The sequence below is a fragment of the Hamadaea flava genome, assembly GCF_024172085.1.
In the GTDB taxonomy this organism is placed as follows: domain Bacteria; phylum Actinomycetota; class Actinomycetes; order Mycobacteriales; family Micromonosporaceae; genus Hamadaea; species Hamadaea flava.
On sequence record NZ_JAMZDZ010000001.1, the window covers coordinates 5727017 to 5740857 of the forward strand.

The 13841-nt window shown below is 69.8% G+C and carries 15 protein-coding genes and 1 pseudogene; 9 read left to right on the forward strand and 7 right to left on the reverse strand.

Annotated features, from left to right (window positions below):
* The first annotated feature begins 20 nt into the window (after positions 1–20).
* Positions 21–275, forward strand: coding sequence for a YegP family protein (locus tag HDA40_RS26920; RefSeq protein WP_253760565.1), 255 nt, complete (start codon positions 21–23; stop codon positions 273–275).
* A 25-nt stretch (positions 276–300) separates the two neighbouring features.
* Positions 301–675 carry a hotdog fold thioesterase gene (locus tag HDA40_RS26925; protein WP_253763834.1) on the forward strand — a complete coding sequence of 125 codons (375 nt, stop codon included), beginning with the start codon at positions 301–303 and terminating at the stop codon, positions 673–675.
* A gap of 49 nt (positions 676–724) precedes the next feature.
* On the opposite strand, the gene HDA40_RS26930 is transcribed toward HDA40_RS26925, so the two are convergent.
* Positions 725–1480 carry a hypothetical protein gene (locus tag HDA40_RS26930; RefSeq protein ID WP_253760567.1) on the reverse strand — a complete coding sequence of 252 codons (756 nt, stop codon included), beginning with the start codon at positions 1478–1480 and terminating at the stop codon, positions 725–727.
* A gap of 80 nt (positions 1481–1560) precedes the next feature.
* Here HDA40_RS26930 and HDA40_RS26935 point away from each other — a divergent pair, with 80 nt between their 5' ends.
* Positions 1561–2121, forward strand: coding sequence for a GNAT family N-acetyltransferase (locus HDA40_RS26935; protein ID WP_253760569.1), 561 nt, complete (start codon positions 1561–1563; stop codon positions 2119–2121).
* Here the strand turns inward: HDA40_RS26935 and HDA40_RS26940 are convergent.
* Positions 2118–2549 (reverse strand): MarR family winged helix-turn-helix transcriptional regulator, encoded by a 432-nt coding sequence (locus HDA40_RS26940; protein WP_253760571.1) that lies wholly within the window; start codon positions 2547–2549, stop codon positions 2118–2120. The two genes, HDA40_RS26935 and HDA40_RS26940, sit on opposite strands and share 4 nt — an antisense overlap.
* A 113-nt stretch (positions 2550–2662) precedes the next feature.
* On the opposite strand from HDA40_RS26940, the gene HDA40_RS26945 reads away from it, so the two are divergent.
* Positions 2663–3736, forward strand: a complete 1074-nt coding sequence (locus HDA40_RS26945) for an FAD-dependent oxidoreductase (RefSeq protein WP_253760573.1) — start codon at positions 2663–2665, stop codon at positions 3734–3736.
* Positions 3737–3816: 80 nt separating this feature from the next.
* Here HDA40_RS26945 and HDA40_RS26950 read toward each other — a convergent pair whose 3' ends face one another.
* Both HDA40_RS26950 and HDA40_RS26955 read right to left on the reverse strand, forming a co-directional pair.
* On the reverse strand, positions 3817–4557 hold the full coding sequence (locus HDA40_RS26950) for an SAM-dependent methyltransferase (protein WP_253760574.1): 741 nt from the start codon (positions 4555–4557) through the stop codon (positions 3817–3819).
* Positions 4558–4579: 22 nt separating this feature from the next.
* The gene (locus tag HDA40_RS26955; protein ID WP_253760575.1) at positions 4580–5542 is read right to left on the reverse strand and encodes a helix-turn-helix transcriptional regulator; all 963 of its coding nucleotides are present in this window, start codon (positions 5540–5542) and stop codon (positions 4580–4582) included.
* A 62-nt stretch (positions 5543–5604) separates the two neighbouring features.
* On the opposite strand from HDA40_RS26955, the gene HDA40_RS26960 reads away from it, so the two are divergent.
* Together HDA40_RS26960 and HDA40_RS26965 are read left to right on the forward strand one after the other, a co-directional pair.
* Positions 5605–6138 (forward strand): DinB family protein, encoded by a 534-nt coding sequence (locus HDA40_RS26960; protein ID WP_253760577.1) that lies wholly within the window; start codon positions 5605–5607, stop codon positions 6136–6138.
* Positions 6139–6142: 4 nt separating this feature from the next.
* A complete protein-coding gene (locus HDA40_RS26965) occupies positions 6143–6574 on the forward strand; it encodes a VOC family protein (protein WP_253760578.1) in 432 nt (143 codons plus the stop codon).
* Positions 6575–7737: 1163 nt separating this feature from the next.
* Here HDA40_RS26965 and HDA40_RS42585 read toward each other — a convergent pair.
* Together HDA40_RS42585 and HDA40_RS26975 are read right to left on the reverse strand one after the other, a co-directional pair.
* Positions 7738–8199: pseudogene (locus tag HDA40_RS42585) on the reverse strand (SigE family RNA polymerase sigma factor); the annotation flags it as partial.
* A gap of 88 nt (positions 8200–8287) precedes the next feature.
* Positions 8288–8782, reverse strand: coding sequence for a cupin domain-containing protein (locus tag HDA40_RS26975; RefSeq protein ID WP_253760580.1), 495 nt, complete (start codon positions 8780–8782; stop codon positions 8288–8290).
* A 122-nt stretch (positions 8783–8904) separates the two neighbouring features.
* Between HDA40_RS26975 and HDA40_RS26980 the strand changes: the two genes are divergently transcribed.
* Together HDA40_RS26980 and HDA40_RS26985 are read left to right on the forward strand one after the other, a co-directional pair.
* Positions 8905–10059: a helix-turn-helix transcriptional regulator gene (locus HDA40_RS26980; RefSeq protein ID WP_253760581.1), complete on the forward strand. Its 1155-nt coding sequence runs from the start codon at positions 8905–8907 to the stop codon at positions 10057–10059.
* 140 nt (positions 10060–10199) lie between these two features.
* Positions 10200–11510: a phenylacetate--CoA ligase family protein gene (locus HDA40_RS26985; protein WP_253760582.1), complete on the forward strand. Its 1311-nt coding sequence runs from the start codon at positions 10200–10202 to the stop codon at positions 11508–11510.
* Here HDA40_RS26985 and HDA40_RS26990 read toward each other — a convergent pair.
* Positions 11461–12492: a hypothetical protein gene (locus tag HDA40_RS26990; RefSeq protein WP_253760584.1), complete on the reverse strand. Its 1032-nt coding sequence runs from the start codon at positions 12490–12492 to the stop codon at positions 11461–11463. The two genes, HDA40_RS26985 and HDA40_RS26990, sit on opposite strands and share 50 nt — an antisense overlap.
* A 58-nt stretch (positions 12493–12550) precedes the next feature.
* On the opposite strand from HDA40_RS26990, the gene HDA40_RS26995 reads away from it, so the two are divergent.
* A complete protein-coding gene (locus HDA40_RS26995; protein WP_253760586.1) occupies positions 12551–13840 on the forward strand; it encodes a phenylacetate--CoA ligase family protein in 1290 nt (429 codons plus the stop codon).
* Position 13841 lies beyond the last annotated feature (1 nt).

The window sequence follows — 13841 nt, forward strand, 5'->3', positions numbered from 1 at the left end:
CGGGTCCCTAGTCTTCGGTCATGGCGAAATTCGAGATCTTCAAGGACGTACGCGGCGAATACCGCTGGCGGCTGCGCTCGGCCAACGGCCAGATCTTCGCGATCGGCGGCGAGGGGTTCAAGCAGAAGTCGGGCGCCGAGAACGGCATCGCGGCGGTCAAGCGGGACGCCGTGGCGGCCGAGGTCATGGATCTCAGCGACAGCCCGCTGACCACTGCCGTCAGCTCGAAGATGGAGCCGGGGATGGCGAAGAAGAAGCTCCCGCCGGCCCTGTAGTCTCCCCGGCGTGGCAGACCTCAGCATGGCGGGCACCCTGGGCGAGCGGATGGGCATCCAGCTTCTCGAGGCGTCCCCGCAGCGGATCGTGGCGACCATGCCGGTCGACGGCAACACCCAGCCCTTCGGGCTGCTGCACGGCGGGGCGTCGTGTGTGCTGGCCGAGACGCTGGGGTCGATCGGAGCCACCCTGCACGCGCACGAGGTCGGCCAGGCGTACGCGGTCGGCGTCGACATCAACGCCACGCACCACAAGGCGGCGCGGGACGGAATCATGACCGGGGTCGCGACGCCGCTGCGGCTGGGCAGGAACGTCGCGACCTACGAGATCGTCATCAGCGACGAGTCCGGCGACCGCGTCTGCACCGCCCGGCTGACCTGCCTGCTCCGCGACCGCTGACCAGCCGCTGAAGAACCGCTGACCGGCCGTGGCCGGGAAGGCCGGGACGCTAGGAGACGCCGGCCGCGCTGATCGCGTGGGCTTTGCCGAGGTTCCCGCTCACGACGGTGAAGACGAACGTCGGTCCGGCGCCCGCCGGCAACTGCTCGATCCGGACAGTCGAACCGCTGACCGACGTCGTGTAGCCGCTCGGCACGGTCTTGCCCTTGAGCGCGCTGGTCACCGAGGACGATCCCAGCCGGGCCATGCGCTGCTGGTTGCCGTTCTGCCAGGCGGACAGGAACGCACCCACGTACGCGCCCGCGTCCGACGGGTACGTCGTGCGCGACAGCAGCGCCTGGGTCGCCGCGGTCGGATGCCCGAGCTGGGTGTTCACGAGGGAGACCAGGACCTCGTCGCCGTGGGCGTTGCGGAAGACGCACTCACTCGTCTCGCCGCTGGCCGTGCAGTCGATGTAGGTCCAGTCGGCGTTCGGATAGCCGTTGTCCTTGATCTGCTGCACCGTCGCCTGGTTGGCCAGCAGGTCCAGGCGGCTGCTGTTCTTGTTGCCCCACGCCGACAGCAGCGCTTGTGCGTACCCCTTGGCTGTGGTGGGGATGGTGAACGTCGAACCGCCGGGCTTCGACGAGCCTGGCGTGGGGGTGGTGGTCGTCGCACCGGACGGTGACTCGGTCGCGGACGGCGAGTCCGACGGGCCGACCGTGGTCGTGACCGACGGGGCCTGGCTGGACGGCGTGCCGCCGGAGCAACCGGCGAGGGCGACTGCGGCGAGCACGGCGGCGAGGCGGAGGGGGAGGCCCGTCATGGCGGTCAGGATAAGAGCCAGGTCGACGTTGTTGATCGATCCGTCCGAAACCTGTCAGACCCGTACGCGACGATGACCGGGTGAAGGTGGTCGACGTCGACGCGGCCCGCTGGGCCGACCTTGCGACCCTGTTCGGCGCGAACGGCGCTTACTCGGGCTGTTGGTGCATGTGGTGGCGGCTGTCGGGCAAGGAGTTCAGCGCGAACGGCAATGCCGGCAATCGTGCGGCGCTGACAGCATTGGCCGAGACGAACGAGCCGCTCGGCCTGCTCGCTTACGCCGGTGGTGAGCCGGTGGGCTGGGCGAGCCTGGCGCCCCGGCGCGACTTCCCGCGTCTGCTGCGCTCGCCTGTGCTCAAGCTGGATGAGCCGGCTGACGACTCGGTCTGGTCCGTGCCCTGCTTCTTCATCGCCCGCGATCGCCGCGGGACCGGTGTCGCCAGCGCGCTCCTGCAGGCCGCCGTCGCGCAGGCGCGTGAGCACGGGGCGGGATCCCTGGAGGGCTATCCCACGCAGGTCGACGGGCGCGCCCCCAACGCCGAGCTGTTCACGGGGACGCCGTCGTTGTTCGAGAAGGCCGGTTTCGCCGTCCACAAGCGACCGGCGACCGGCCGCCGGCTGGTGGTACGCCGCGCGCTCTAGTCCACCGCCTGCCAGTAGGCCATGGCGACCGGCCCGATCGCTGAGCGCATCTGCTGGCGGATCTTCGGCGGCAGCCCTTCGAGCCGGTCGGAGAGCAGCTTGGTGAGCGCGTCGTGGAACTCGCTCGCGGCTTGGCGGCCGGCCGGGGTGAGGTCGACCTTGACGACGCGCCGGTCGCAACTGTCCGGCGTACGCCGCACGTAGCCGCGCCGCTCGACCCGGTCGACCAGGCCGGTCAGCGTCGACTTCTCGATGTGCAGGTGGTCGGTGAGCCCGGCCATGCCGAGCGGCTCGTCGATGAGGGCGCACATCAGCAGCGCCTGTTGCGCGGTCAGGTCGTGAGCGCGGCTGACGTCGGTGAAGACGTGCTGCACGGCCAACGACAGCCGGATCAGCGCGCCCGCGAAGTCCTCATTATCACCGCTCACGGCGCAAGTCTATCCGCGTGTAGTTCGCATCACCAACTATTGGAGTGGTTCGCATTGCCAACTAATCTCGTTCGTACTACAAACAGTTTGTAGTGCGAACCAGGAGGTTTCCCATGCGCCAGACCGTGGCCGTCGTCGGCGGTGGATACGGCGGCATCGAGGTCGCGCGGGCGCTCGACGAGGTTGCCGACGTCGTGCTCATCGAGCCCCGCGAAGACTTCCATCACAACGCGGCCGCCCTGCGTGCCGCCGTACGCCCCGACTTCGCGCACCAGACCTTCATCCCCTACGACAAACTGCTGGTACACGGCCGGATCGAGCGCGACGCCGCCCAGCAGATCGCGCCGGGCCAGGTGACCCTGGCGTCCGGACGGACGATCGCCGCCGACTACGTCGTGCTCGCCACCGGCGCCCGGCATCCGTTCCCCGGCAAGCCCGCCGAGCTGGACACGGCGTCGGCGATCGCGTCCTACGTGGAGCTGCAGACTCGGATCGCGGCGGCCGACCGGATCGTGCTCGCCGGAGCCGGCCCGGTCGGCCTCGAACTGGCCGGCGAGATCAAGGCCGAGTGGCCCGGCAAGGAGGTCATCCTGGTCGACCCCGCGCCGGCCATCCTGCCCGAACGGTCCGCCGAACTGCGTACCGAGATCGAACGTCAGCTCGCGGACCTGGGGGTCACTCTGGTCCTCGGGGCGGCGCTGCCCGCGTCGTTCAAGGTCGCGCCCGGCGACGTCGCGCCGTTCACGGTCGAGCTCACCGACGGCCGGTCGCTGTCCGCGGACCTCTGGCTCCGGTGCTACGGAGCCGACCCCGTCTCGGACTATCTCGCCGGTTCGCTCCAGACCGCGCGTCTTTCCAACGGACGGGTACGCGTAGAGGACAGCCTGCGTGTGCATGGTCATGACCGGGTCTACGCCGTCGGCGACATCACCGACATCGAGGAGCCGAAGCAGGCCGTCGCCGCGATGGCCCACGCGGCCGTCGTCGCCGCGAACATCAAGGCCGACCTCGGCCTCGGTGAGCCCACGGTCTACGAGCCGCCGGGCAGCAGCATCCTGATCCCGCTCGGCCCGTCGGGCGGGGCGGGCGAGCACCCCGGCATGGGAGTGCTCGGCGCGGAGCCGACTGCTCAGTACAAGGGGGCCGATCTGCTGCTCGGCCACTACGCCCAGGTGTTCAACCGCTGACGAGGCTCACGTGAACGGCCGATTTGTTGATCTTGGCGAGCTGTGATCGTCCAGGCGACCTTTGCTCGCCAAGATCAACGCTAGGCGGCGGGCCGCCCGAGGGTCAGGTACGCGAACCCGAAAGCCCCCCGATATCCGTGCAGCCACCGGCGCCGATGGTCCTCGGTCCCCGCGCGTACGTTCGCCGCGCCCGGGTGACCCGGATGGCGCAGCAGCCATTCCGCCCCGTCGGCGAGGTAGCGCGACTCGAAGTCGTCCAGTTCGTCGGGTGAGGCGGTCTCGGTGAACAGCGGAAGGTAGCCGGTAGCGACCGCCAGGTCGACCAGCCCGGCCAGATCGGGCAGGTCGAAGAAGTCCGCCCAGACGAGTTCGGGCTTCTTCGGGGTGACCGTCGGATCCCACAGCCCGTCGCCGTAGAACAACCGCCCGCCGGGGCGTACGTGCTGCAGCAGGGTGGTCAGCGCGGCCGCGTGGCCACCGAAGGCGTGGCTGGCGCCGACGCAGATCACCAGGTCGGCCTGCTGGCCCACGGAAACCCCGGGCGTGTTGATGAACGTGACACGCTCGTCCAAGCCTCGTTGCGCCGCCGCCGCGCTGCCCCGGGCGAGCAACTCCTCGTCGGTGTCGACGCCCATCCCGACGGCCCGCGGCGTCCGGTCGAGCACCCGCAGCATCAGTTCGCCCCAGCCGCATCCGATGTCGAGCACGTCCGCCGGGCGCGCGTACGCCAGCCGTGCCGCGATGGCGTCCGCGTGCGCCTCCGAGAGCGGGGCGTTGAAGGACATGTACTGGTAGCGGCCAGGCCCGTCAAGATCATTCATTGTCGGCGACGGTAACACGCGCCTAGCTGGGACTGGATCTTTCGTGCGCGGTCGCGAGTCGTCCGGCGAGGACGGCGAGTTCGTCGATCAGCTCCGGCGGTTCGACCACGGTGAAGTCGTGCCCGAGCAGCACGAGGTGCATCGCGATGATCGCGGTGGAGTCCGCCCCCGTCATCAACAGACAACTCGTCGAGTCGACCGCTTCGACGACTCCGGTGCCGGCTGGGACTCGCTCGGCGACCGCGTTCGCCGGGGCATCGACGCGTACGCGGGCCTGGTAGCGGTAGGGGGCCGTGGACACCGCGTCGGCGACGAACGCGGCCGCGTCCGGCGGATCGAGCGGTCGGAACCGGATCCCGGTGGTCTTCGGCTGGTCGATGCGATCGGCCCGGAACGTACGCCACGCGTCCCGGTCCACGTCGCGGGCGACGAGATACCACCGCCGGCCGGTGTGCACGAGCCGATGCGGTTCGACCGTACGCGTCGTGGGGGACCCGTCCCGGTCGCGATAGCCGAAGGTCAACCGGTGCAGAGACTGGCACGCCTCGGCGATCAGCGTCAACGCACCCGGATCGACCGTGGGCGGCGAGCCGGTCAGCGCGACCGTGGTCGACCGCAGCGCCGCGGCCCGCTGCCGCAGCCGGGCCGGCAGGATGCGCTCGATCTTGGCCAGCGCCCGCGTCGAGGTGTCGGCGATCCCGGTGACGGTGTGGCTGGTCGCCGTGCTCAGGCTGAGCACCACCGCCACCGCCTCGTCGTCCTCCAGCAGCAGCGGGGGCAACGTCGACCCGGCCGTCAGGCGGTAGCCGCCCGCGACCCCGGGCGTCGCCACCACCGGATAGCCCAGGTCACGCAGCTTGGTCATGTCCCGCCGCAGGGTGCGTACGGTGACGTCGAGGCGCTCGGCCAGCTCCGTCCCGGTCCAGGCCGGACGACTGGGCAGAATCGTCAGCAGGCGCAGCAGACGGGCGGAGGTTTCCAGCACCCGACCAGCGTCGCACACATCGCGGACCGAACCTGTCCGCAATTGGTTCTACCGTGGGCGGCATGACCACCCAGTGGACGAACGAGCTGGTCGAACAACTGGACTGGCATTGGCAGAACCACGTCCGGCCCCGGCTGGACGGCCTGACCGACGACGAGTACTTCTGGCAACCGGTCGCCGGCTGCTGGACGCTCCGCCCCGAGCCCACCACCGGCCGGCTCGCGATCGACTGGGCGTACCCCGAGCCCAGTCCGCCACCGGTCACCACGATCGCCTGGCGGGCCGCCCACCTCATCGTCGGCATCTTCGGCGCCCGGACGGCGTCCCACTTCGGCGGGCCGGCGATCGACTACGACCACCACCCGTTCGCCGAGACCGCCGCCGACGCGCTCCAGCAACTCGACGACACGTACGCGGCGTGGGCGACCGGCGTACGCGGCCTCGACGAGGCAGGCTTGGCCAAGCCGTGCGGCCCGGCCGAAGGCCCCTACGCGGCACTCCCGATGGCCGCGCTGGTGCTGCACATCAATCGGGAAGCGATCCATCACGCGGCCGAAATCCTTCTGCTGCGCGACCTCTATCGGAATCGAGGCTGACCTCATGGCGTACAACTTCCAAGTAGTAGTGGACAGCGCGGACCCGCATCAGCAGGCGGACTGGTGGGCCGAGACGCTGGGCTGGGAAGTCGAGCCGTCCGACGAGGCATTCATCCGCAAAATGGTGGCCGAGGGGTACGCGACCGAGAGCGACACGCGGGAGTACAACGGCACCCTGGTCTGGGCTGCGGGCCAGGCGATCCGGCACCCGGAGGGCCTGGAACGCGCACCGCGAGTGCTGTTCCAGACGGTGCCGGAGTCGAAGACCGTGAAGAACCGCCTGCATCTGGACGTACGCGTCGGCGAGCAGAACCACGCGGAAGTCGTCGCGAAGCTGATCGAGCGCGGAGCTACGAAGCTGTGGGACGGGCGTCAGGGGCCGTCGACGTGGGTGACGATGGCCGATCCGGAGGGTAACGAGTTCTGCGTCGCCTGAGTCGCGGCAGCTCGCCATGGAGCTGATGGCGAGCGCCGCTGCGACGGTCAGCTGATCGGGTTGACCGGCCAGGTCTGTGGGTCGCCGGGGTCGCCGGTCGGGATCAAACCCGCGATCACCTGTACCGCGTCCGCCCGCCCGTACTGCCCGGTCGTCGTCAGCTCGACGTCGAACGGGCCGATCAGCTGGAAGGCAGACGTGTAGTAGTCGTTGGAGTGTTCGGCGTAGCTGAAGCCGTGAGACGTCGTGGCGACGGCCGAGGCCGACGGCAGGACTTCGGAGTGCAGGTCGGATCGAGTCGTCAGGGCTAGTTCCGTGCCAGCGCGGCCGAGGACCACCTCCGCGCTTGTCGTGTTGTCCGTCCCGCCGAAATGCGTGAAGGCGCAGCCTCGTACCTGGGCGTCGGGCGGCAGGGCGGTGATCTTCAGCGGGATGGCGCACCGGTGGTTCGTCAGGCGCAGCCCGGCCGCCATCGCGATGAGGTCCTGCGCGCCAGTGCTTTCGCTCGTGAGCGTCGCGTACACGCCGGTCGTCGGTTGCCAGGTGAGCCGCACGAGCGACCGCGGCGGTTGGACGGCCGAGTCCGGGGCGCCCTCCCAGAGTGTCGCGGGCCGGTCTTGGACCAGCACCGAACTGGTCACCATCGGCGTCGGGTCGGTCGGCTGCGCAGTCGGCGACACGGTTGGACCGGGGCGCTGCCCGAGCTGGAGTTCGAAACCGCCGCCGTACCCCTCGGCCGTCGGCATCTCGGCGTACAGCGTCTCCACGCCGTCGCCGATCCGCCACCGCACCTCGCCCGGCGGATAGGGCACGGAGTCGAGGTCGAAGTGGAAGGTGAACGGGTCGGCGCCGACCGACGACGGATCCTGATCCGCCGTCTTGCCGCCCGTACGCGGCGGCGTGAGCACTGCGTACGCACCACGCGGGGGCGGGCTCACGTCCGGCAACGGCTGCCCGTCGTCCCCCGGTGTCAGCCGTGCGCCGCTGATGAGCAGCACGGGAACGGCTGCCGCTGCGGCGGCGAAGGCGGCGATCGCGGCGGCGATGGCCGAGCGGCGTACGCCCTGCCGCCGTCGGGCGGTGCGGGCCGCGTTCTGGGCGAGCCGTCCGGGGTCGAAGCCGTCCTCAGGATGCATCTGGATGTCCCTCTCGCTGGGTCGAAGGCGATCACGCATCGCCGCCAAGCCACGCATGGCGTGCGTACGCACGGTCGCCGGGGAGCAGCCGAGGATCTCCGAGATGCGCTGGTCGTCGAGGTCTTCGTAGTAGCGCAGGGCGACCACCGCCCGCTGCCGGGCGGGTAACGCCGCCACTTCCGCCCACAGCGCCACCCGCTGCGTCGCCTGGTCGCCGACGTCGCGATGGTCGGACCGCTCGGCGGGCTGCGGGACGCGTACCTCGCGGTTGGTCCGCCGCCGCCACCACGAGGCGTTCAGGTTCACCATCATCCGCCGCAGGTACAGCTCGGGGCGGTCGGCGTCGGCGATACGCTGCCAGCGCGGGTAGGCGCGGGCGAGGACGTCTTGCACGAGGTCCTCGGCCCGGTGGGGGTCGCCGGTCAGCAGCCCGGCCAGCCGGACCAGGGCAGCGCCGTGCGCGGTGACGTACTCCTCGAAGCCGGAAATCTCAGCCACGTTCCATCAGACGACCCAGCGCCACTTCGTTGTTGACACGAACCCCCACGCGATCCTTCACGACGTCGATCGTGCCGCCTCAGAAGACCAGGCCGTGCCGGGCGATGACCGGGAACGTCGCTTCCAGGTCGATGTCGCAGTGGAACTCGGCGGCCATCTCGGCCAGATGCTGGGGGTCCGGTGGTCCCGTCAGCGAGCCGAAGGACTTGAACAGATCCTCCAGCCCTCCGGGCGAGATGATCTCCAGCACGGTGGCCGGCTCGTCACCCGCGTTCCAGAACGTGTGCCACTGACCGCGCGGCTTGAAGATCAGGTCTCCCGGACCGCCGATCACCTCCTCGCCGTCGAGGACGGCCCCGATGCGCCCGGCGAGCACGAACGAGTATTCGTCCTCGTCGTGGTGCCGGTGCATGGGTGCGGCAAGTGCGTTCGGCTCGAAGAGATGCTGCAGGAGGGTGAAACGGCCCTCGGTCTCCGCGCCGTCGATCATGAATCGGTTCATCACGTGCCCCACGCTCGGCATGACCTGCCCCTGCTGAGCGCCCAGCAGTAGTGTCCGCAGCTGTCCGGTCATCACGTCCTCCGGTCACCATCGTGTTGGATGTTCCAACCACCCACGCTAGGGACCGCCCGAGCGAACCGATATTCCAGATTTCTGGTATTCGTGGCCCTCCTACCAGGTCTTACAGTCGAAGGATGAGGTCGGAGGCCGAGCGAGGCGTCGACAAGATCGCCAGGCTGGCGCGACAGCCGGTGGACGTCGTACGCCTGTGGCAGGAGTGCACGGCCGTGATCGGTGACTACGTCCCGTACTACCAGGCTCCGTGCTGGTACACCCTTGATCCGGCGTCCCTGCTCATCACCAGCCACTACCACGACGGGCTGCCGGAGTTCCCGAGCGAATGGCTCGCCAGCGAGTATTACGAGGACGGCGCCAACCGGCTTGCCGATGTGGTCCGGTCGGAGTCGGGCATCAGCACGCTCCATGACGTGACGGCAGGCCACCCGTCGGACGATCCCCGCTGGCATCGCAACATGATCCTGGGTGGCGATCAGGAGATCGTGGTACGCCTCCGAGCCAAGTCGGGTCAGGTGTGGGGAGCCCTCGCGCTGTACCGGGAACCCGGTCGTGCGCTGTTCGACGCCGCCGAGAAGAGTTTCCTGAGCGCGGTGTCGCCGCACCTGGCCGAGGGAGCTCGGCGGGCGCTGCTGGTCGGCGAGGCCGCCGATCCCGAAGGCGTCGACGCACCCGGATTGCTGATCCTCAACGACAAGTGGGAAGTCGAGTCAGCCACCCCGGGTGTCGAGCGTTGGATCAGCGAGCTGCCGGACGGCGACTGGTCACACCAGAGGTTGCCCTCCTCGGTGCTCGCCGTCGCCGGCCGCGCGCTCAGGAGCGCCAATCTGCCCGGCGACGCCGGCGAGGTCGCGGTGGCCCGAGTCCTGACGCGGCGCGGCACCTGGGTGGTGCTGCACGGCGCGAGTCTCGTCTCGGGCGTCGAGCGACGGGTCGCGATCATCGTCGAGCCAGGTCATCCAGCGCGCATCCATCCGCTGCTCATGTCCGCGTACGGGTTGACCGAGCGCGAGCAGGAGGTGACCCGCATGGTCCTGCAGGGTGATGCCACCGCCGACATCGCCGCCGAGCTGCATGTCTCGCCCCACACCGTCCAGCAGCACCTGAAGAGCATCTTCGGCAAGACGGGCGTACGCAGTCGGCGGGATCTCGTCGGCAAGGTCTTCTTCGCCTATTACGAGCCTCGCCTGCGCGACAACGAACGGCGTACGCGCGTGGATCTGCCTATGCGAGGCGGACCGGTCGACCCCGGCTCACCCGATTATTCGCCGTAGCGTCGTGCCGAACCTCTGCGGCGGGCAAGGCGTTCGCCTTCGGCGTGCCACCCCCCGGCTAGCCACCGGTCGGCGGCTATTGGTCGGGGAGCCGGGAGCCTCTACCGTAGGCGCGTGCCGTATTTCGATGGAGCAATGCGATGAGCAGCGGTCTCGCGGTGGCCGTACGCGAACTGCGGCACCTGCCGCCGGTTTGGCGGGCGCCCCGGCGTGATCCGGAGGTCACTCGGCGGCTGGCCCTCGACGGGATCAACGAGATGCTGGCCTACTGCCGAGCGAACGTCGCGTACTTCGAAGCCTATCCGGCCACGCTGACCAGCCTGGATGAGCTGGCCGACCTGCCGACGCTGACGAAACGGCAGGTGCTCGACGCCGGGGTGGAGGCGTTCTACGCGCCGGTGGGGGAGTATCGGACCGACGTCACGAGCGGGACGACCGGTACGCGGCTGAGCATCCGTCACGACGTCAGCGCGTACGGGTATCACGGGGCGACGGTGTTGCGCCGGTTCCTGCGCTCGGGCTACCGGCCGTGGTGGCGGATCGCCCACATCAAGCCGTTTCCCCGCCCGGTGCGATGGTTCCAGCGGCTCGGGTTGTTCCCGCGGACGGTCGTCGGCGCGGGGCAGGCCGAGGCCGAGATCGCCCGCCAGGTGCTGGCCGTGCGGCCCAACCTCATCATGGGCTACCCGGTCGTGCTGCGGGCGATCCTGCGCAACCTCGACGACGACCAGCTGGCCCGGCTGCGCCGGTCGCTGCGGATGGTGATGACCGACTCCGAGCTGCTGACCGACGAGGTGGCTCAGGTGCTGACCGACCGGTTCGGCGTACCGGTGTTCGACGAGTACTCGGCGTACGAGGTGCTGACGGTGTCCACCGGCTGCGCGGCCGGCGCCATGCACGTGGACGAGGATCGGGTGTGGCTGGAGATCCTCGGCGACGACGGGCGGCCCGCATCGGACGGGACCGTCGGGACGGTGGTGGTGACGCACTTCCGGGAGCGGGCCATGCCGTTGCCGCGCTACCAGCTCGGTGATCGCGCGATGATCCTGCCGGGCGAATGCCCGTGTGGCAACCGTTTCCGCCGGATGAAGCTGGCCGATGGGCGTACCAACGCCTTCATCACGCTGCCCGGCGGTCGCCGGATCTACAGCGGGGTGTTCCTCTCGCTGGCGATGTACGCCCCTGGCGTGGCCGAGTGCATGATCCGTCAGGACGCGGCCGGGGTCATCACCGTGCACCTGGTGCCGGAGGAGCCGACCGACGCCGGGTACGCCGCCGCGATGCGCTCCTTCGAGGCCAAGTTCGCCGAGCTGGTCGGGGCGTCGGTGGAGCTGCGGTTCGCGCGTACGGATCGGATCGAGCTGACTCCCGGCGGCAAGGGCCGGTTCGTCGAGTCGGAGTTCAGCCCGGCTGTTCCGGAGCCGGCCGACGTCGCGGAGACGCGGGGATGAGCACCTGCCACTGACGCGTCGTCTCGTGCCCGAGACGCTGCTTCTCGGCCAGGCTGCCCTGGCCGCTGAGGAAACCGCGACGGCCGGTCTCGATGCACCAGCGGGACAGCTCGGCGTTGCTGTGGAACCACAGGTCCTTGCGGCCGCCGTCGGCCAGGTCGAGGCTGCCCCACGCGCTGGAGACCGGCAGGTCGGGATGGTCGAGGACGGTGTGCACGGCCAGCAGCCGCCCGGCCAGGTCCCGATAGGTCCGCAGGTGTACGCCGGGCGTGCCGACCTGGGCGGCGGCCACCGCCTCGGACAGGTAGCGCTTGCGCAGCCAGCGCCGGGTGTGGTGCCGGTCGACCACCAGGTTGACCAGGCGACGCAGGTCCGCCGCGGTGACCGGAATGCTCAGGTCTCCGTCCATCGTGGATTCGACGACGAGATCGGTGTCACGGCCGAGCCGGTTGTACACCGGGCGCAGCGGACCCCGGCGGCGGCCGAGGGAGTGGGCGTACGCGTCGAAGTCGGCGAACCGGTTGGCGAAGTGCGCCATCGGCACGCCTTCCCGGACGACGGCCGGCCGACGCAGAACCGCTGGGAGGGTCTCGGCGACGATCTGCCGGAGCAGCACGCCCTGAATCCCGCGTACTTCGGTCAGGACGGCGTCGACGGCGTCGCCGAACGCCTCGGGTCGTTCGGTGACGATGCCCGGAAAGCAGCTGGTCGTCAAGCTGTCGATGTCCAGGATCCCGGCGATCGGTTGCCGTCCGCGGCTGACTCGGGGGCCGATGAAGCGCCCGGTCACGAGCCCGGCGACGTCAGGTCCATCGTGGAGCGTAGCGATGAGCGCGGTCTGCCGGCCGCCGGCCGCTGCCGCGCGTACCAGCGGCCAGGCCCAGGCGACGCCGAGCCGGTTCTTGTCGGCGAAGTCGGCCCAGCCGTCGGGTTCGACATCACGCTGTGGATCGTGGCGGCGCACTGTGAGACCCTGATGCACAGCCATATCTTTGCATGTGTGGCTCGAACCCGTGTATGGCTCGAACCCAGGGACAATGATGACCCGCCTGCCCCACCGTATTCCGATTCTGCCCGTTCTGGCCAATGTGGCGACCGCTCGTTCGCGCGACCGTGCCCGGCCCGAGCGGATCGCCGAGCTTCAGGCCCGTCTGCTGACCCAGCTGGTACGCCACGCGGCGGCCACCGTCCCGCACTACCGGGAGGTCTACGACCCGGCCATCGTGGCGGAATTCCAGGGACCGCAGGATCTGTCGAGGCTGCCGTTGCTGGACCGGGCGACCGTCAACGCTCTCGGCCCGTCGGGCGGCCTGCTCGCGGCCGGGCACACGGCGGACTCGACCCGGATGGCGAGCACGAGCGGGTCGACCGGGCATCCGGCGACGTTCTACTACTCGGAGCAGGACCTCAGCTACCTGCGGGCCACCTTCCTCTGGGACCTGCTCGCCTGCGGGATGCGCCCGTGGGACCGAGTCGGCTACTTCCGCGTGTACGGCTTCCGCAAGCATCGGCTGGAACGGCTCGGCCTGGCGGGCAACGTCCACGTGGACACCAGCAAGTCCATCGCGGAGCAGGCGGACGCGGTGCTGGCCGGTCGGCCGACGATCCTGTGGGGCTTCCCGTCGATGATCGCGGCGGTCGGCGCGGAGCTGCGACGCCGGGGCGTCCGTTACCCGCACGCCCGGGTGATCGTCTTCGCCGGTGAGTCGACGCTGATCGGCGGGCGTACGGAAGCACTGGAGTACTTCGGAGCCACGGCCCACGAGACGTACGCGTCGGTGGAGGCGTACACGATCGCCCGGACCTGCTCGCGGGGCAACATGCACCTGCGTTCGGGCGACGTGGTGGTGGAGGTGATCCGGGACGACGGCTCGGTGGCGCTGGCCGACGGAGTCGGCGAGATCGTGGTGACGCGGCTGCACGCCGAGGCGAATCCGCTGATCCGCTACCGGCTCGGCGACCGGGTCGAGATCACCCCGAACGACTGCGACTGCGGCACGTCGCACATGCCCATCCTGCGGTCGGTGCTGGGCCGGGTCGAGGACCGCATCGTGACCTTGGACGGCGTACTGCGCAACGGCAACTTCATCGCCTCGCTGATCTATCCGCTGAGCCGCGAAGGGAAGCTGCTGCGTATCCAGATGGTCCAGGAACGGCCCGGCGAGCTGCGCCTGCTCGCGGTCGCCACCGACGGCGCGGAGGCCGAGGTGGAGCGGCAGTTGCGGGCTGCGATCGAGCCGGCGGCGAGCCAGTTCGACCTCGACGTGGCGATGGTGGACACGATCGCGCCCGAGCCCAACGGCAAGATCCGCCTCGTGAAGCGGCTCTGAC

What these genes read in the sequence shown, in the direction of transcription:
- HDA40_RS26920 (WP_253760565.1), top strand. Translation starts at nt 21, where the DNA reads ATGGCGAAATTCGAGATCTTCAAGGACGTACGCGGCGAATACCGCTGG.
- HDA40_RS26925 (WP_253763834.1), top strand. Translation starts at nt 301, where the DNA reads ATGGCGGGCACCCTGGGCGAGCGGATGGGCATCCAGCTTCTCGAGGCG.
- HDA40_RS26930 (WP_253760567.1), bottom strand. Translation starts at nt 1,480, where the DNA reads ATGACGGGCCTCCCCCTCCGCCTCGCCGCCGTGCTCGCCGCAGTCGCC.
- HDA40_RS26945 (WP_253760573.1), top strand. Translation starts at nt 2,663, where the DNA reads ATGCGCCAGACCGTGGCCGTCGTCGGCGGTGGATACGGCGGCATCGAG.
- HDA40_RS26950 (WP_253760574.1), bottom strand. Translation starts at nt 4,557, where the DNA reads ATGAATGATCTTGACGGGCCTGGCCGCTACCAGTACATGTCCTTCAAC.
- HDA40_RS26960 (WP_253760577.1), top strand. Translation starts at nt 5,605, where the DNA reads ATGACCACCCAGTGGACGAACGAGCTGGTCGAACAACTGGACTGGCAT.
- HDA40_RS26965 (WP_253760578.1), top strand. Translation starts at nt 6,143, where the DNA reads ATGGCGTACAACTTCCAAGTAGTAGTGGACAGCGCGGACCCGCATCAG.
- HDA40_RS26975 (WP_253760580.1), bottom strand. Translation starts at nt 8,782, where the DNA reads ATGACCGGACAGCTGCGGACACTACTGCTGGGCGCTCAGCAGGGGCAG.
- HDA40_RS26980 (WP_253760581.1), top strand. Translation starts at nt 8,905, where the DNA reads ATGAGGTCGGAGGCCGAGCGAGGCGTCGACAAGATCGCCAGGCTGGCG.
- HDA40_RS26985 (WP_253760582.1), top strand. Translation starts at nt 10,200, where the DNA reads ATGAGCAGCGGTCTCGCGGTGGCCGTACGCGAACTGCGGCACCTGCCG.
- HDA40_RS26995 (WP_253760586.1), top strand. Translation starts at nt 12,551, where the DNA reads ATGACCCGCCTGCCCCACCGTATTCCGATTCTGCCCGTTCTGGCCAAT.